General features: G+C 66.3%; 18 protein-coding genes and 1 tRNA gene. 13 read left to right on the plus strand and 6 right to left on the minus strand.

Translation table 11 applies throughout. From position 1 onward, the window contains the following. Nucleotides 1-42: 42 nt before the first annotated feature. The 4 genes from pstC (at nt 43) to PV768_RS09520 (ending at nt 3,394) form a co-directional block, all read left to right on the plus strand. The gene (gene pstC / locus PV768_RS09505; RefSeq protein ID WP_157239674.1) at nt 43-975 is read left to right on the plus strand and encodes a phosphate ABC transporter permease subunit PstC; all 933 of its coding nucleotides are present in this window, start codon (nt 43-45) and stop codon (nt 973-975) included. Further along, complete coding sequence (gene pstA / locus PV768_RS09510; RefSeq protein WP_157239672.1) at nt 976-2,088, plus strand: phosphate ABC transporter permease PstA; 1,113 nt, start codon at nt 976-978, stop codon at nt 2,086-2,088. A 79-nt stretch (nt 2,089-2,167) separates the two neighbouring features. Further along, complete coding sequence (pstB, locus tag PV768_RS09515; protein WP_009357830.1) at nt 2,168-2,947, plus strand: phosphate ABC transporter ATP-binding protein PstB; 780 nt, start codon at nt 2,168-2,170, stop codon at nt 2,945-2,947. Nucleotides 2,948-3,115: 168 nt separating this feature from the next. Continuing rightward, nucleotides 3,116-3,394 (plus strand): hypothetical protein, encoded by a 279-nt coding sequence (locus PV768_RS09520; RefSeq protein WP_421092884.1) that lies wholly within the window; start codon nt 3,116-3,118, stop codon nt 3,392-3,394. Between the two features lies 1 nt (nt 3,395). Here PV768_RS09520 and PV768_RS09525 read toward each other — a convergent pair whose 3' ends face one another. From PV768_RS09525 to PV768_RS09540, 4 genes are all read right to left on the minus strand, one after another. Continuing rightward, entirely contained in the window at nt 3,396-3,803 is a 408-nt protein-coding gene (locus PV768_RS09525) for a hypothetical protein (RefSeq protein ID WP_157239668.1), read from the minus strand. Nucleotides 3,804-4,005: 202 nt separating this feature from the next. Then, nucleotides 4,006-5,019 carry an inorganic phosphate transporter gene (locus PV768_RS09530; protein ID WP_321215096.1) on the minus strand — a complete coding sequence of 338 codons (1,014 nt, stop codon included), beginning with the start codon at nt 5,017-5,019 and terminating at the stop codon, nt 4,006-4,008. 1 nt (nt 5,020) lies between these two features. Further along, entirely contained in the window at nt 5,021-5,638 is a 618-nt protein-coding gene (locus PV768_RS09535; RefSeq protein WP_421092885.1) for a DUF47 domain-containing protein, read from the minus strand. A 318-nt stretch (nt 5,639-5,956) separates the two neighbouring features. Further along, the gene (locus PV768_RS09540; RefSeq protein WP_157239667.1) at nt 5,957-6,616 is read right to left on the minus strand and encodes a hypothetical protein; all 660 of its coding nucleotides are present in this window, start codon (nt 6,614-6,616) and stop codon (nt 5,957-5,959) included. A gap of 188 nt (nt 6,617-6,804) precedes the next feature. On the opposite strand from PV768_RS09540, the gene PV768_RS09545 reads away from it, so the two are divergent. After that, nucleotides 6,805-6,877: transfer RNA gene (locus PV768_RS09545), tRNA-Lys, on the plus strand. Between the two features lie 108 nt (nt 6,878-6,985). Here PV768_RS09545 and PV768_RS09550 read toward each other — a convergent pair. Further along, nucleotides 6,986-7,393, minus strand: coding sequence for a DUF302 domain-containing protein (locus PV768_RS09550; RefSeq protein WP_421092886.1), 408 nt, complete (start codon nt 7,391-7,393; stop codon nt 6,986-6,988). A 153-nt stretch (nt 7,394-7,546) separates the two neighbouring features. Here PV768_RS09550 and PV768_RS09555 point away from each other — a divergent pair, with 153 nt between their 5' ends. From PV768_RS09555 to PV768_RS09575, 5 genes are all read left to right on the plus strand, one after another. Then, the gene (locus tag PV768_RS09555; protein WP_421092887.1) at nt 7,547-8,575 is read left to right on the plus strand and encodes a LacI family DNA-binding transcriptional regulator; all 1,029 of its coding nucleotides are present in this window, start codon (nt 7,547-7,549) and stop codon (nt 8,573-8,575) included. 97 nt (nt 8,576-8,672) lie between these two features. Then, nucleotides 8,673-9,506 carry a DUF4397 domain-containing protein gene (locus tag PV768_RS09560; RefSeq protein WP_421092888.1) on the plus strand — a complete coding sequence of 278 codons (834 nt, stop codon included), beginning with the start codon at nt 8,673-8,675 and terminating at the stop codon, nt 9,504-9,506. 99 nt (nt 9,507-9,605) lie between these two features. Continuing rightward, the gene (locus tag PV768_RS09565; RefSeq protein ID WP_421092889.1) at nt 9,606-10,361 is read left to right on the plus strand and encodes a class F sortase; all 756 of its coding nucleotides are present in this window, start codon (nt 9,606-9,608) and stop codon (nt 10,359-10,361) included. Nucleotides 10,362-10,411: 50 nt separating this feature from the next. After that, entirely contained in the window at nt 10,412-10,990 is a 579-nt protein-coding gene (locus PV768_RS09570; RefSeq protein WP_157239661.1) for an RNA polymerase sigma factor, read from the plus strand. Continuing rightward, nucleotides 10,977-11,720 (plus strand): anti-sigma factor, encoded by a 744-nt coding sequence (locus PV768_RS09575; protein WP_157239660.1) that lies wholly within the window; start codon nt 10,977-10,979, stop codon nt 11,718-11,720. The genes PV768_RS09570 and PV768_RS09575 overlap by 14 nt, the downstream gene beginning before the upstream one ends. Nucleotides 11,721-11,739: 19 nt before the next feature. Here the strand turns inward: PV768_RS09575 and PV768_RS09580 are convergent, their stop codons facing one another. Then, a complete protein-coding gene (locus PV768_RS09580; RefSeq protein WP_421092890.1) occupies nt 11,740-12,663 on the minus strand; it encodes an ANTAR domain-containing protein in 924 nt (307 codons plus the stop codon). Between the two features lie 233 nt (nt 12,664-12,896). On the opposite strand from PV768_RS09580, the gene PV768_RS09585 reads away from it, so the two are divergent. From PV768_RS09585 to PV768_RS09595, 3 genes are all read left to right on the plus strand, one after another. Beyond that, entirely contained in the window at nt 12,897-14,423 is a 1,527-nt protein-coding gene (locus PV768_RS09585; protein ID WP_421092891.1) for an alpha-N-arabinofuranosidase, read from the plus strand. An 81-nt stretch (nt 14,424-14,504) separates the two neighbouring features. After that, nucleotides 14,505-15,089, plus strand: coding sequence for an HhH-GPD-type base excision DNA repair protein (locus tag PV768_RS09590; protein ID WP_421092892.1), 585 nt, complete (start codon nt 14,505-14,507; stop codon nt 15,087-15,089). Nucleotides 15,090-15,212: 123 nt separating this feature from the next. Then, a complete protein-coding gene (locus PV768_RS09595) occupies nt 15,213-16,217 on the plus strand; it encodes a LacI family DNA-binding transcriptional regulator (RefSeq protein ID WP_421092893.1) in 1,005 nt (334 codons plus the stop codon). Nucleotides 16,218-16,246 lie beyond the last annotated feature (29 nt).

The following is a 16,246-nucleotide window of genomic DNA, read 5'->3' on the forward strand; positions in this document are numbered from 1 at the left end:
ACACATCTTTCCTGAATCAGCTACCGACCGAAGGGCCGTCGAATGACCGCCACCCCCCTGACAAGTACCCAAGGCGCCGGGCGCGCCGGGGACAAAATCTTCTCGGGCGCCGCGCTGGCCGCCGGCTGCCTCATTCTTGCCGTCCTCTTCGGCGTCGCACTCTTCCTGGTAGTGCAGGCAATCCCCGCGCTGACCGCGCCGGCCGACAAAATCCAGGGCGGCGCCGGCTTCTTCGCTTATATCTGGCCCATCGTGATCGGCACGCTCATCGCTGCGGTCATCGCCCTGGTCATTGCCACGCCCATCGCCATCGGCGTCGCCCTGTTCATCTCGCACTTCGCCCCCCGCGGACTCGCTTCCGGCCTCGGCTACGTGGTGGACCTGCTGGCCGCCATCCCGTCCGTCATCTACGGCGCCTGGGGTGCGGCCTTCCTGGCGAGGGAAATCTCGCCCGCCTACAACTGGCTGGCCGCCAACATGGGCTGGCTGCCGATCTTCCAGGGTCCGGCTTCCGCAACCGGCAAGACCATCCTGACCGCCGGCATCGTCCTGTCCGTGATGGTCCTGCCCATCATCACCTCCCTGTCCCGCGAAATCTTCCTGCAGACCCCCAAGCTGCACGAGGAAGCCGCGCTCGCCCTGGGCGCGACGCGCTGGGAAATGATTAAGATGTCCGTCCTGCCGTTCGCCCGGCCCGGCATCATCAGCGCCGTCATGCTCGGCCTGGGCCGTGCACTCGGCGAGACCATGGCAGTCGCCTTGGTGCTGTCCTCCGGCGCCCTCACCGCCAGCCTGATCCAGTCCGGCAACCAGACCATCGCCGCCGAAATCGCCCTGAACTTCCCGGAGGCCAGCGGGCTCAAGGTCAGCACCCTCATCGCTGCCGGCCTGGTCCTCTTCGTCATCACCCTGGCCGTGAACATGATCGCGCGCTGGATCATCACCCGGCACAAAGAATTCTCGGGAGCCAACTAAATGACCTCCACGCTTACCCCTGTGCGCAGCAAGCGCTCGGCACTCACCAAAGGCCAGTTGCCCAAGTATGCGCCGTACGTCGTCCTTGCCGCAGCCCTGATCCTGGGTGCCGCCATCATGGCCCTGGTGGGCTTCAACCCCGTCGGATGGGGCATCGTCTCGGCGTTGCTGTTTGCCATCGGGCTGGTGTCCTGGAGCGCAGCCGTGGAGGGCTCCCGCAAGGCAAAGGACAAGCTGGCCACCTGCCTGGTGGTGGGGTCCTTCCTCATCGCCCTGCTGCCGCTCATTTCGGTGATCTGGACGGTCCTGGTCAACGGCGTTCCCGGACTCCTCAACCCGGGGTTCCTCACGACGTCCATGAACGGGGTCACCGGTGTCTACGACAACCGGGCCGCGGAGGAAGGCGCCCCGGTCCTGGGCGGTATTTACCACGCCCTTATCGGCACCATCCAGATCACCCTCCTGGCCACGGTCATCTCGGTGCCGGTGGGCCTGCTGACGGCCATCTACCTGGTGGAGTACGGCAACGACGGCCGGCTGGCCCGCGCCATCACGTTCTTCGTTGACGTCATGACCGGCATTCCTTCCATCGTGGCAGGCCTCTTTGCGGCGGCCTTCTTCTTCGCCATTGTCGGCCCCGGCACCAAAACCGGCGCCGTTGCCGCGGTCGCGCTTTCCGTGCTCATGATCCCCGTGGTGGTGCGTTCCAGCGAGGAAATGCTGAAGATCGTTCCCAACGAACTGCGCGAAGCCGCGTACGCCCTGGGCGTGCGCAAGTGGCGGACCATCGTCAAGGTTGTCATCCCGACGGCGATTTCCGGCATTGCCTCAGGCGTCACCCTGGCGATCGCCCGCGTCATCGGTGAGACGGCGCCCATCCTGGTCACCGCGGGCTTCGCCACCAGCATCAACTCCAACGTGTTCAGCGGCTGGATGGCTTCGCTGCCCACGTTCATCTACACCCAGATCCTGAACCCCACGTCGCCGGCCAACCCGGACCCGTCATCCCAGCGTGCCTGGGGCGCGGCCCTCGTGCTGATCATCCTGGTCATGGTCCTCAACCTTGGCGCCCGCCTGATCGCCCGGGTTTTCGCCCCCAAGACGGGCCGCTGACAGTTTCCAGCCAGCGTCCCTTCCGGTCCTATCCGCCGGAACCTAGACTTCAATTCATACCAGTTAGTGAAGGAACACCATGTCTAAGCGCATCGACGTCAAGGACCTGAACGTGTACTACGGCGATTTCCTCGCCGTAGAGGACGTCACCATCAACATCGAGGCCAAGTCCGTTACCGCGTTCATCGGACCCTCGGGCTGCGGAAAGTCCACCTTCCTGCGCACCCTGAACCGCATGCACGAGGTCCTCCCGGGGGCGCGCGTCGAGGGCGAGGTCCTGCTCGACGGCGACAACCTGTACGGCCCGGGCGTGGACCCCGTGACCGTCCGCTCGCAGATCGGCATGGTGTTCCAGCGGCCCAACCCGTTCCCCACCATGTCCATCCGGGACAACGTGCTGGCAGGGGTGAAGCTTAACAACAAGAAGATCTCCAAGGGTGAGGCCGACGTCCTGGTGGAACGCTCGCTGAAGGGCGCCAACCTGTGGAACGAGGTCAAGGACCGCCTGGAGAAGCCAGGCTCAGGCCTTTCCGGCGGACAGCAGCAGCGCCTCTGCATTGCCCGTGCCATTGCCGTGGAGCCGCAGGTGATCCTCATGGACGAGCCGTGTTCCGCGCTGGACCCCATCTCCACCCTGGCCATCGAGGACCTCATCAATGAGCTCAAGGACCAGTACACGGTGGTGATCGTGACGCACAACATGCAGCAGGCAGCCCGCGTCTCGGACCGCACCGCTTTCTTCAACATCGCAGGCACCGGCAAGCCAGGCAAGCTGATCGAGGTGGGAGACACGCACACCATCTTCAGCAACCCCACCCAGAAGGCCACCGAGGACTACGTCTCCGGCCGCTTCGGATAACCCGCCGTCTTTTTGTCCAGGCGCTCCACAGCCCGAGGAGGAACCCTTCCTGCTCGGGCTGTCGGCTGCCCGGGAGGACGCCAAGGAACTGCTGGCGGGGACTTGGGGAATTTAGTACGCTGAACTAGATACTTCGGGAGCTAGTAACTAGAAGAATAGGAGCTTTCCTTGACGCAGACGGCAAACGGCCTCAGGGGCCATCATCCCAACGGGCCTGGAACCTTTGCCGATGGGGAGCACCTCTCTGCGGTCTGGCGCACCAGTTCCTACCTGGAGAGCATCCAGTGGGAACTCGACGCCGCCCACGAGTCCCTCAGGGAAGCCGTCCAGCAGGCAGCCAGTTCCGGGGTGGACCACGGCGCGCTCCTCCAGGCGGCCAACATGACGTCCCAGGAACTGGAAGCGGCCCTGCTGGACGCCCCGCCAGCCTGGCCCACGGGGTTTTAGCCTACTCCGGCACTTCAAGCTGGAAGCCGCACCGGCAGCGCAGGACCCTCGTGGGCAGCGAAACCGCGTTGAGTCCCCCTCCGCTGTCGCTGCTGCGGTAGCAAAGCCGTTCGATCTCGAACTCGGCTTCCTCCATGGGAAACCCGCAGTGGATGTACTCGTCGCCGAACAGGATGACCTGGGCCATCCGGCGCACCTGGTGCAACGCCGCCGCCACATCCCGTGCATAGGCGAGGTGCTCCTGGAACAGCCCGCAGTCGTTGCAGGTGTATCCAACGGTGACCAGGTCCCCGTTGGCTGCCCCCATCGCACTGATGGCGTGGATGGTCAATTGATGTTCGGTCCCGCAGGTTTCGCAGCGAAGCTGCCGCGGCTGGGGCAGGGAATGCCGGGGCCTCGAAGTAGACATGATGCCTGCTCTTTTCCGCGAGGTGCATCCATGCCGCCGATATGCTGCAGCAGCCCAGTCCGCGGCCCTGCACCCGGCGGCGGATGTCCGGCCCGGGAAAGCGAAAGTACGGGATTCCAGAACCTACTTTCGAATCTACGTCACCGTGATCAGCCTGTATAGGGCAATGAAGCCCCCGCATGAAGACATGGCACTACCAGGTTCAACCGGCCACCGGGGTGAGCGCCAAAGCCAGCACGAATGCCAGTGCAGCCGTGGCGGCGGGGGTGAGGACCCAGAGCCCCACGATCCGGATCACCAGCTTCCGGTTAGTCACGGAAAAGTGCTGGTTCTCTCCCGCCCCGAGGACTGCCGAAGTCACCGTGTGCGTGGTGGACAACGGCCAATGGAGCGCAATGGAACCCACAAAAAGCATCACGGCGCTGAGAGTCTGGGCAACAGACCCGCGCAGCGGATCCACCCGGGTGATCTTGTACCCGATCGTGTGCGAGATCCGCCAGCCGCCGAACATGGTCCCGGCGGCAATCATCACCGCTGTCAGCAACATCACCCACAGGGGCAACGAGCCGCCGTCGGAATACCCTGCGGCCAACAGCGCCAGCAGCAGCACGGCGCTGACGCGCTGCCCGTCCTGTATGCCGTGCCCAAAAGCCACGGCCCCGGCCGCCACTGCCTGGCTTCGGCGGAAGCGGTGGTTGACCACATTGGGCTGGGTGTAGCGGGCCGCCCAGGTGGCCGGATACACCAGCATGAAGGCGCCGCTGTAGGCGACGAGCGGGGACAGCACCAGTGGAAGCACAACCTGGAAGAGCAGGGACTGGTCCACCCCTCCGACGCCGGTGCCGCCCACCGCCAGGCTGGCCAGGCCGGCGCCGGCAAGCCCGCCCACCAAGGCGTGGGTGGATGAGGCGGGAATGCCCCGCCACCACAGCAAAATCCCCCATGCGCACGCGCTTGCCAGGCCGGCCACCAGGATGCTGAGGCCCTGCGGCCCCGGAGGAAGGCTGATCCAGGCCCGGCTGATGGCCACAGCCAGCCCGGCGCTCAGCAGGGCGCCAATGAAGTTGAAGAAGGCCGCCAGCAGGACCGCGACGCTGGGGGTGAGGGCCCTGGTGCGGACGGCAAGCGCCACGGAGGTGGAGGCATCGCGGAAGCCGTTGAGGAAGGCGAACGCCGCGGACAGCAGGACCACCAAGCCGAAAATGACCGGCGTCACCTCAGGATTCCTTGACGATGAGGCTGCCCACCTGGGTGGCGATCCGCCGCATGTCCTTGGTGACTTCCACCAGCTGGTTGGCGATGTCCCGGTTGCGGGAATACTGCGCCCATTTCATGTCCGCGATCATGTCCGCCACCCATACGCGGTGGGTGCGTTCGGCGCGCTTGGTGAGGCGGAGGATTTCGATCCAGTAGTCCTCGAGGTCATCGAGGTTGTTGAGCCGGCGCATTGCATCCACGGTCAGTTCGGCCTGCCGGCTGATGATCTCCAGTTGGTCGGCGGCCCGCTTGGGCAGCCGCTCCAGCTTGTACAGGGCCACCAGCTCTGCCGCCGCGTCCATCTTCTCCATCGCCTCGTTGAGGTAGCGGGAGAGCGCGTACATGTCCTCGCGGGGCAGCGGGTTCACGAAACTGGAGCGCATATGCGTCAGGAGGGCGAAGTGCAGCTCCGCGGACTTCGCCTCGTGGTTGTGCATGTCCTCCACCAGCTTGCCGTGTTCATCAGCAGGGACGCCAAGAATTTCGGCCAGGGTGGCGGCAGCCAGCACAATCTGCTGGGCCAACTGCGAAAGGAGGTCCAGCCCGGCGGGCTCCTGGGGGAAAAGGCGCAGCTTCACGTGTTTACCGGTCTCCGGGGAAAAGTACGGGGCGGGGTGTTGCTGCCGTGTGACTTGACTCCGGCGCGCAACTGAGCCAACTCTACCGGCCCGTAACTTGGTGCTTGGAAACAGGCCTGGAATGTCTGGGAAGACGGGCAGGAAAAGTGGCAGAAAAATGGTGCCGAACCGGATACGCCTCTCGGCGGTAGGCCGCTCTAGGCGGCTAATTGTTGAAGCCCGGGGGTTTCGCGGCTCGGCACCGATTTCAGTTTTCTACTTTGGCTGGCGCAAGTCAATCTTGACAGATTGGGCAAGGGCGGGGCAGGCAGGGCGGTCTCAGTCGAGTTCGCCCAGCCGCCACGCGTTCGCGGCATGTTCCAGGTCCTCAGCGGTCTTCACCAGCTGGTGCGAGTTTCGGGTGAGCTTGCTGGCGTGCGCTTCGTTGCCGTGCTCGGCGCCGTCGGCGATGGTTGCCTGGCCGAGTGCCACAACCCGGCAAAAGGCTGCGGAACGTTCCAGCGCGACGTCGAACTCGCCGTCGAACGCGCCGGAGAGGATGGCATCCGCCATGGCCCGCATCTCATCGGCGCCCGGTGGCTCGGCCGCTCCGGCCACCACGTTGGACACCTGGGCAGTGTCCTTTCCGGCCCGGAAATACACCGAGATGCGCTCCGGGTCCTGGACCGTCGCAGCACGCAGGGCGTAGAGGCGCCACAACGCGCCGGGAAGCGAACGCGCGGGACTTTCGGCCCACATTTCCGCGATGGCTTCCAGCCCCTGCTCGTCGGCGAGCTTCACCAGGCGCTCAGTGACCACGGGATCGTCACTGTCGCGGCCGTGGCGGACCAAGGCCTGGGCCGCGAGGTGGGCCGCCTCCGAGACCCGCGCGGGATCCGCGCCCCCGGCAAAGGGCTCGAAGTCGATGGGAGCGAAGGGCTTGGGCTTATGGTGCCGGTTCGCGCCGCCGTAAGGACTGGATCCTGCTTGCTCACTCATGCCCCCACGCTACTCCTGTGCCAAGGCGGAAATCGAGCATCCGTGCTCCCCGGCCGTCGCGTGATTCCGGGCCGACAGCGGTTTGGCAGCGTCGTGCGAACGCGCCGGAACCATGGGTTAGAGTATTAACGTCCAGAAATGGACTAGGCCGTATTGGCCAGCGCCGGCGGCGCTGAACCATTCGGCGGGGGCCTTTAGCTCAGTTGGTAGAGCATCGGACTTTTAATCCGTGGGTCGTGGGTTCGAGCCCCACAGGGCCCACTCTTTTAGCGAAGAGTGGAAACCCCCGGTTCCTTGCACCTGCAGGGAACCGGGGGTTTTTCTTTGAGTTCATGCCGGATCCGAGCATCAGCGCCCGGGACTGGCGGATTAGTCGCTCAAGGCGTCAAGGACTTTGCGCAGCCGGGCACCGGCGTCGTCGGCAACCTCTTTGACGGCCGGCGCAGCGCTAAGCCGGGCCATGGTCTGGGGGTCGATGGCCTCGACAGTGGTGGCTCCCGCGTCTTTGCTGCGGCGTACGACGACATTACAGGGCAGGAGCGCGCCCATTTCCGGCTCTGCAGCAAGCGCCCGGCTGGCCAGCGCAGGGTTGCAGGCGCCGAGGATGACGTAGTCGCCGACGGCCTCAGCGGCTTCGGGGCCAAGCTTGGCTTCGAAGGTGGACCGGACGTCGATTTCCGTGAGTACTCCGAAGCCCTGCGCTGACAGGGCATCCCGGGTGCGGTCCAGGGCTTCGGCCCATGGAAGAGCGATGGTGGTGCTGAGCGTGTACGTCATGATTCTCCTTGGGTGGGCTTGACAGTGAAATTGATCGGGCGAGGGAAAAGAAGGACTTCTCCATAGATCGGGTCCTCCGTCCAGCTTATACCCCCTGGGGTGTTTTTCTCCGAGCGGAAGCCGCAATCCTGTGCACGCAGGCAGAATAGGCACATGGCAAAAAGTAGCAAGGGGCGGATGCCGCGCCTTGAAGATGTGGCGGACAGGGCCGGGGTTTCCCACCAGACAGTCTCCCGGGTGATCAACAATCACCCCAATGTCAGCGAATCGACGCGCGCGAAGGTGGAGGCCGCCATCGCCGAGCTGGGGTACCGCCGGAATACCGCCGCCCGCAGCCTGGTCACCCGGCGCTCGCAGACCATCGGCGTCCTGGCCAGCGAGCTGTCCCAATACGGTCCGGCCAACACACTCCTGGGGGTTGAACAGGCCGCCCGGAACGCCGGCTATTTTGTCAGCATCGCAGCCCTCCGCGAGGTAGGCAGGGATGCCATTTCCGACGCCGTCAACCACTTCATGGACCAGGCCGTTGACGGAATTGCGGTGCTGGTGCCGCACGCCGACACCCTGCTGGCCCTGGAAGAAATGCGCCTGCCCGTGCCTGTGGTGGCGGTGGGGTCCCTTGGCAGCAGCAGTGTCAGCGGGGCCATGGTGGACCAGCGCCGCGGCGCCGAGCTCGCCGTAGAGCACCTGATCAGCCAGGGCCACCGCCGGATCGGCCATATCGCCGGACCGCAGGACTGGACGGACGGTTCAGAACGCGCCGAAGGCTGGCGCGAGGCACTCAGGGCTGCCGATCTGGCCGACGACCTCCTGGTGCAGGGCGATTGGAGTGCCGGCAGCGGGTATGAGGCAGGCCGGAAGCTCGCGGCCGACCGGACCGCGACGGCTCTCTTCGTGGGCAACGACCAGATGGCCCTGGGCGTGCTGCGCGCCTTCGCGGAAGCGGGGGTCCGCGTGCCCGACGACGTCTCCGTGGTGGGGTTCGACGACCAGCCGGAATCGGGGTACTTCACCCCGCCGCTCACCACGGTGCGGCAGGACTTCGAGGAGCTGGGCCGGCGCTGCATGGACATCATGCTCAAGGAGATCGAAGCCGGCGCCGACGTCAGCTCCACTGTGGTCACGCCGGAACTGGTCCTCCGGGCGAGTACGGCCCCGCCCGCGCAGCCGGAAAAATCCTGAACAAATTTCCATGCAAGTGCATCCAACCTTGATGCTGCGCCGGTAGTAGGGGTGTAAGCAAAAACGCCCGTGCAGCGGGCCGATCAAGGAGAAGGACATGCGCAACAGGATTTTTACAGCAGGCGCCGGTGCGGCGGCAATCGCGGCGGCAATCGCTCTCGCCGGCCCGGCCCACGCTGCGGAGGGGGACGCGCAGCTGTCCGTCCTCCACGGTGTACCGGGCTTGACCGTGGACGTCTGGGTCAACGGAGACCGGACCCTGGACGACTTCACTCCCGGCAGCCTGGCCGGCCCGCTGGCCCTGCCGCCAGGGGCCTACGAACTCGCCATCACCGCCTCGGACGCCGCCGACGCATCCGCGGCCGTCATCGGCCCGGTCAGTGTCACGCTGGCCGCCAACGGCAACTACACCGCCGTCGCCAACCTTGACGCAGCAGGCAACCCCACCGCCAACCTCTTCACCAACAACGTTTCCCGGATCGAGGCCGGCAAAGGCAAACTGACCGTCCGGCACACGGCGGCAGCTCCCGCCGTGGACGTCCTCGCCGGCGGTGCCGCCGTTGTTACCAACCTCGCCAACCCGAACGAACAGACCCTCACGCTTGACCCCGGCACCGTTTCGGCCGCAGTCGCTGCCACGGGAACCACGGCACCGGTGATCGGCCCGGCCGACGTCACGATCGCTGAAGGTACGCACACCATCGTGTACGCCTGGGGCAGCCTGGCGGACAAGAACCTCCAGTTGGCCGTCCAGACCATCGAGGGCCTGCACTCAGCTCCCGCCTCGGTGCCTGGAGCCCGTGACGGCTCCGGCGATGTTGCCTCGACTGGCCCGGCAGTACTCGCGGTCGGTTTCGGAGCGGCAGCGCTGGCCCTGCTCCTCGGCGGCCTGGGCGTAGCCCGCACCGTGGCCGCCCGCCGGGCGGAGTAGACCCCGCTGACGGCCGCCCGGTGAAAGCCGGGCGGCCGTCCCCTTGTCCCATCAGATGCAGGTTCCCGCCCAGGCGCGGACGAAAGAAAGGCCGGACAGATGGACCCGATACAACAAGCCGGCAAGGCATGCGCCGGCCCGGCCAATGCCGGACAGGTTAAGGCAATCACGACGACGGCAGGGGAGTGCCGCCGTCGTCCTTCCGCTTTTTCTGTCGCCGGACTCCTGTTCGCGGCCGCACTGCTGCTTCCCGGCTGCGCGGCGCAACCGGCCCAGCAGGCTCCAGCCTCCCCGCCGGCAGCCAGCCAGGCTGGCGCGACGAGTCCAGCCCAGCGGGAAAGCTCCGCCGCCGGGACTGCGCCGGTTCCGGAGATTCCGGTGCGGCCCGCCACTCCGGAATCAACGGCCGCGGAGCCTTCCCCGGTTTCGCTCACGGTGGCCGGGACTTCCATCGACATGCCCGTAGTTCCGGTGGGAGTTGCGGAGGGCGGGGCCATGGAAATTCCGGACGCCTTCGACCGGGCGGGCTGGTACCGGTTCGGCCCGGCCCCGGGAGCCGCGGCCGGTACTGCCGTCATTGCCGGGCACATCGACACGAAATCGGACACCGCACCGTTCTCGCAGCTGAAAACGGTGGCGGCAGGAACCCTGGTGCAGGTAGGGCGGCAGGGTGCCCCTGCCCTGAACTACCGGGTGGTCGGGGTGGAACTGATGGCCAAGGACAGGTTCGACGGAAGCTCCGTGTTCCGGCGCTCGGGCCCGCATGAACTCAAGGTTGTCACCTGCGGCGGCGAATGGCTGGACGAACGAATGGACTACAGCGACAATGTGATTGTCACCGCGGTCCTTGAGTGAGCGGTGATGCTGCCTTGAACCTCGCCACCGATGCCGCGAAGGAGCCACGTTTGGTACCTCCCGACCAGGCTTCGCGGGGTTGGGAAGATGAGCTCACACCCTCCTTCCTGGCCGGAGACGAACGCGCCCTGGCGGCCGCCTACCGTGAATTCGCGCCGCTGGTGCACACCCTTGCATTGCGTTCGCTGCCGGACCGCTCGGCGGCGGACGATGTTACCCAGGAGGTCTTCATCCGCGTGTGGCGCTCCCGGAGCACCTTCAATCCGCAGGTTGCGAGGCTTCCGGCGTGGATTGTGGGCATCACCCGGAATGTTATCTCGGACACCCTGTCCGCATCGGCCCGGGAAACGCGGAAAGCCCTCGCGGTGGCGGGAGCCGGCCTGGCCGACGAAGCCGGGAACGGCCTTGAAGACGCGGAAATCCTGGCGGACAGGATCCTCCTGGACGGGGAACTGGACAGGCTTGGCGAACCCCAGGGGTCCATCATGAAGCTTGCCTTCTACGATGACCTGACCCATGAGCAGATCTCGCGGAAACTTGGCCTGCCCCTTGGTACCGTCAAAAGCCACATCCGCCGCAGCCTGTCGCACCTGAGAAACAGATTGGAGGTAAACCATGCCGCATCTTGATCCGGAAGAGTTGAGCCTCCTTGCCCTGTACGACGACTGGGACGACGGCGGCAGGGAGCACCTGCGGGTCTGCCCGGAGTGCGCGGCAGACTTTGCTGCGCTTCGCCGGGCGGTGGAGGCGGTAAAGACCACGCCGGATGCCGGCAGCCTCGAGCGCCCCGGCCCCCACGTGTGGGCCGGGATCCATCGGGAACTGGGCCTGTCCGGGTCTGTGCAGGAAGATCCGTTGGCCAGCGCCGGGCACAAGGCCGCGGCGGAGCCTGTTTCCCTGCAGGACAGGGCCGGAACCCGCCCGGCCCGGCGCGCAGCCTGGTGGCAGCGCCCGGGAACCTGGATGGCTGCTGCCGCGGCGGCCGTGCTTGTCACCGCAGGTGCTGTGTGGTCGCTCAACCAGGCGCCCCGGCCGCTTGCGGAGGCGGACCTGGCACCACTTGCCCAGTTCTCCGCCGCCGGTTCGGCAAAGGTGGTGGAGGCGGCGGACGGCTCCCGTGCCTTGGAGATACAGCTCAGCAAGGACGAGGCGAAGGGCTACCAGGAAGTCTGGCTGATCGCCCCCGACCTTTCACGGCTGGTGAGCCTGGGCGTGATGAATTCCGAATCGGGGACCTTCCAACTGCCCGCCGGCCTGGAGCTCTCGGAGTACCCCATTGTTGACGTCTCTGACGAGCCCGTGGACGGCAATCCGGCCCATTCAAGCGTCAGCATCGCCAGGGGCACGCTCAAAACCTGAGCCGCCCCTGCCGCTCCGGCTAGTGGCCGAAGTGGGCGCGGGGCGGACCCTCGGGCAGCCGCTCGAGGATGTCCTCCGCCACCTGGCGCAGCTTGATGTTCCGGTGGCTGGACGCCTTGGCGAGGATGGCAAACGCCTCGTGGTAGGAGCACCGGTTCTGCGCCATGATCACTCCACAGGCGACATTGATTGATGTCCGGCTGTCCAGCGCCGAGCGCAGGTCGGTGGCCATGGACCTGGCGGAGTGGAGGCTGATGGCCACTCCCAGGCTGGGCGCGGCAAGTCCGGCGAAGGTGCGGGCTTCGGCGATGACCTGCAGCGGGAAAGCCTTGGCGTCCTGGGTGAAGAATGCCAGGGCCGCACCTATGTCCCCATAGGCGGTTCCGTCCGCAGCCCCACTGTCCGCATAGCCGGGTGCCATCCGGAGCCGTACCCCCATCGCGCTGCCGAACCCTGCCAGCTGCAGCTGGGTGGAATACCGCGGCCACCGGAAGTCCCCGTTCCGCTGGAGCACCGCCACGGGATGGCCGCCTGACAGGATGTCGTTGACCGGGCCCTCCTTGGCTTCCTGCTCCCACTCCAGAACATGGACCACGTCGTCCGACGTGCCGGTGGCGGCTGGATTCCTCTTGGGCTGGCGCACCACCACCCCGCACTCGATCCGGATCCCCGTGGCCCGAACCACTGACCGGACGGCCGCGGCCGCCAGCAGCTCGAGGGACTCAAGCAGGCTGTGGGTGCCGGTCACCAGGTCAAGCACCAGCCCATCCGGGGTGCCGGACTCCGCTGGCGCCTGCCGCCGGTCCAGGCCCTGCCGGGAACGAAGAGGGCCGGCGACGGCTGGGGGAGAGGCCTTGGTCTCAAAGGCCTCCTCGTCGCCGGCCCCGCTTAATACCCGCGTCCGATGGACCGGGAAGCCTGCGCTTGCCTGCTGTGCGTGCATTGCCGTCTCACACCCCCTAGTGAGCCAAGTACTACAGGCCGGAACACGTCTTGTCTCTGAGAAGAAAGTAGTTCCGCCGCAGGTCCCGGCGAACGCGTAAGAGGTACCCGACTTTGAGATTAGGTACTACTTGGATTTTCGCCTCCACCGCCAGCCGGTGCTTGACTCCTGCCGCCGCAGCACGAAGAATGCTTTCTATAACGTTGTAAATAGATGAAGACGAGGACCTTTTAGTGACCGCCACAGAATCAGCCGCAGCCAAAATCACCATGGATCCCTCCTTCGTGGTGGGTCCAGTCCGCCGGCGTACTTTCGGTGCCTTTGTTGAGCACCTTGGCCGTTGTGTGTATACCGGCATTTTCGAGCCGGACCACCCCAACGCCGACGGGGACGGGTTCCGCCGGGACGTGCTGGAGCTGACCCGGGAACTGGGGGTGTCCACGGTCCGCTATCCCGGCGGCAACTTCGTCTCCGGGTACCGCTGGGAGGACGGCGTGGGTCCGGCGGACCAGCGGCCTGTCCGGCTGGACCTGGCCTGGCACTCCACCGACCCCAACCTCGTGGGGGTGGACGAGTTCGCCAAGTGGTCCGCCAAGGCCGGCGTCGAGCCCATGATGGCCGTGAACCTGGGCACCCGCGGCACGCAGGAGGCGCTTGACCTGCTGGAGTACTGCAACATCGACGGCGGCACCACCTTCTCGGACCAGCGAAGGGCCAACGGTGCGGAGGACGGCTACGGCATCAGGATGTGGTGCCTCGGCAATGAAATGGACGGCCCCTGGCAGATCGGGCACAAGAACGCGCTGGAGTACGGGCGGCTGGCAGCGGACACCGCCCGCGGCATGCGCATGATCGAACCGGACCTGGAACTTGTGGCATGCGGCAGCTCCGGACCCACCATGCCCACCTTCGGGGAGTGGGAACGCGTGGTCCTATCCGAAACCTACGAGCTGGTGGACCTCATCTCGGCCCACCAATACTTTGAAGACTTCGGCGACCTTCAGGAACACCTCTCCGCCGGGCACCGGATGGAGGCGTTTATCCAGGACATCGTCAGCCACATCGACCACGTGAAGTCCGTGAAGAAGTCCGCCAGGCAGGTCAACATCTCCTTCGATGAGTGGAACGTCTGGCACATGAGCCGCGACGAGTCCCGCGTCCCCACCGGCAAGGACTGGCCTGTTGCCCCCGTCCTGCTCGAGGACACCTACACGGTGGCGGACGCCGTCGTCGTTGGCGATCTCCTGGTCACCCTGCTCAGGAACACGGACCGCGTCCACTCGGCCAGCCTGGCCCAGCTGGTCAACGTGATCGCCCCGATCATGACCGAACCGGGCGGCCGCGCCTGGAAGCAGACCACCTTCCACCCGTTCGCACTCACGTCCCGCCACGCTTCCGGAACCGTGCTGCAGCTCGCCGTCGAATCCCCGCGGATCAGCGGGGGAAAGACGGCCGACTTTGCCGCAGTGTCCGCCGTCGCAACCTATGACGCCGAAAAAGGCGAAGCGGTTGTCTTTGCCGTCAACCGCTCGGCCACTGACGTGATCGCTTTGGATGCCGCGGTCTCCGGCCTGGGCAGCGTGCGGGTGGTGGAGGCGCTAACCTACGCGAACAAGGATCCGTACTGGCAGGCAACCGCCGACGACTCGACGTCGGTCCTGCCGGCCGAAAACGTCACGGTGAAGGCCGACGGCGGCCGCCTCACCGCCGAGCTCCCGGCCGTGTCCTGGTCCATGATCCGGCTGGCGGTGGAGCACTAGCCTCCCGCCAGACTCCTGCCGGGCCGGGCCGGGCCGGGTCGGGGCGGGGCGGCATGACGGCCGTGGCCCGCGGGTGGGAGGATGGACCGCATGGAATTGCACATCACAGGGGATCCCGCCGCGGACAAGTTGCTGAGCGAGGACGCCTTCGCCCTGCTGACCGGCATGCTGCTGGACCAGCAGGTGACCATGGAGTCCGCGTTCGCGGGGCCGGAGAAGATCAGGACCAGGATCGGGTCAATGAAACCCGAAACCATCGCCGCGCAGGAGCCGCAGGCCTTCGTGGAGATGTTCAAGGAACGGCCCGCCGTGCACCGCTTCCCCGGCTCAATGGCCGCACGCGTGCAGGCGCTCGCCGAAACGGTGCAGGACGAGTGGGACGGGGACGCCACCGCCATTTGGACCAGGGGCAACCCGGACGGCGCAGAGGTGCTTCGCCGGCTGAAGGCGCTGCCCGGCTTCGGGGAGCAGAAAGCCAAAATCTTCCTGGCACTGCTCGGCAAGCAGTGCGGGCTGCAGGCGCAGGGCTGGCGGGAAGCTGCCGGGCACTACGGCGAGGAGGGCTCGTACCTCTCCGTGGCCGACATCGTGGATCCGGAGTCCCTCACCAAGGTGCGGGCCAGCAAGCAGGCCGCGAAGGCCGCTGCCAAGGCAGCAAAGGGCTGACCGGCCGCTCCCTCGCGGCTTTCGGCCGCAGCGTTGGCCCGCTACTGCGCTGGTTGCGGCACCCACGCCATCTTCTGCAACGATGTATGGCAGGAACTGGCGGAACCACACAAAGGAGCCATGATGGCGGTCACCATGAACGACGTTGCGAGGGCGGCCGGAGTGTCGCTCAAGACCGTTTCCAACGTGCTCAATGACTACGAGTTCATCCGGCCTGCCACCAGGCAGCGGGTCCTGGACGCCATCGGGGAGCTGGGCTATGAGGCCAACCTGACAGCGCGCAGCCTCCGGTCCGGGAAGACCAGGATGCTGGGGCTGGTCCTCTCCGACCTTTCCGCTCCCTACTATGCCGAACTGGCGTCAAGGTTGATGAAGGCGGCGTCCCGGCGCGGGTACCGGGTCCTGGTGGAACAATCCGACGCCGCGGGCGAGGTGGAACTTAACGCCCTGCAGGGCCCGTTCCGCCAGCTCACCGACGGGCTGCTGTTCACTCCCTTGGTTGTTGACGCGGACAGCATCGCCGCCCGCCTCGGCAAGAAGCCCCTGGTCCTGCTGGGCGAACACATCCTGGATCCCCGGTTCGACCTGGTCACCATGAAGAACGGGGAAGCGGCTGCAGCCCTGACCACCCACCTGCTGGCCGGTGGCCGCCGTCGGATTGCCGTGGTTGGTGCCCGCCCCGGGGAGTCCGCGGGCAGCGCCGGGCTGCGGCTCAACGGCTACCGCAAGGCGCTGGACCATGCAGGGATCCCGTTTGATCCGGCACTGATCGCGCCCTGCGAGTGGCGGCGTGACGGCGGAGCGGCGGCCGTGGCCGGGCTCCTGGACAGCGGCGTGAAGTTCGACGCCGTCTTCGGCCTGAACGATGTCCTCGCCTTGGGAGCCATGCACGAGCTGCTGATCCGAGGCGTGCGGGTTCCGCAGGAGGTGGCCGTGGCGGGCTTCGACGACATCGACGAGGCCCGGTTCGCCGCACCCTCGCTGACCACCGTCTCCCCCGGCATGGAGGAAATTGCGGAACGCTCCACCGGCCTGCTCATCGACAGGATCGAGGGGCAGGCCACGGAGGAGCAGGGTGTGCACATCGAGGCCGGCTTCCAGTTGAAAGTCCGCGAGTCGGCACCGTAGGGGTTGTACCTTGCCGAGGTTTCGCCGGC

The sequence above is a fragment of the Pseudarthrobacter sp. CC4 genome, from assembly GCF_048957775.1.
In the GTDB taxonomy this organism is placed as follows: Bacteria; Actinomycetota; Actinomycetes; order Actinomycetales; family Micrococcaceae; genus Arthrobacter.

Coding starts and splice junctions, on each gene's coding strand:
- pstC (WP_157239674.1), top strand. CDS start 43: ATGACCGCCACCCCCCTGACAAGTACCCAAGGCGCCGGGCGCGCCGGG.
- pstA (WP_157239672.1), top strand. CDS start 976: ATGACCTCCACGCTTACCCCTGTGCGCAGCAAGCGCTCGGCACTCACC.
- pstB (WP_009357830.1), top strand. CDS start 2,168: ATGTCTAAGCGCATCGACGTCAAGGACCTGAACGTGTACTACGGCGAT.
- PV768_RS09525 (WP_157239668.1), bottom strand. CDS start 3,803: ATGTCTACTTCGAGGCCCCGGCATTCCCTGCCCCAGCCGCGGCAGCTT.
- PV768_RS09540 (WP_157239667.1), bottom strand. CDS start 6,616: ATGAGTGAGCAAGCAGGATCCAGTCCTTACGGCGGCGCGAACCGGCAC.
- PV768_RS09550 (WP_421092886.1), bottom strand. CDS start 7,393: ATGACGTACACGCTCAGCACCACCATCGCTCTTCCATGGGCCGAAGCC.
- PV768_RS09555 (WP_421092887.1), top strand. CDS start 7,547: ATGGCAAAAAGTAGCAAGGGGCGGATGCCGCGCCTTGAAGATGTGGCG.
- PV768_RS09560 (WP_421092888.1), top strand. CDS start 8,673: ATGCGCAACAGGATTTTTACAGCAGGCGCCGGTGCGGCGGCAATCGCG.
- PV768_RS09565 (WP_421092889.1), top strand. CDS start 9,606: ATGGACCCGATACAACAAGCCGGCAAGGCATGCGCCGGCCCGGCCAAT.
- PV768_RS09575 (WP_157239660.1), top strand. CDS start 10,977: ATGCCGCATCTTGATCCGGAAGAGTTGAGCCTCCTTGCCCTGTACGAC.
- PV768_RS09580 (WP_421092890.1), bottom strand. CDS start 12,663: ATGCACGCACAGCAGGCAAGCGCAGGCTTCCCGGTCCATCGGACGCGG.
- PV768_RS09590 (WP_421092892.1), top strand. CDS start 14,505: ATGGACCGCATGGAATTGCACATCACAGGGGATCCCGCCGCGGACAAG.
- PV768_RS09595 (WP_421092893.1), top strand. CDS start 15,213: ATGGCGGTCACCATGAACGACGTTGCGAGGGCGGCCGGAGTGTCGCTC.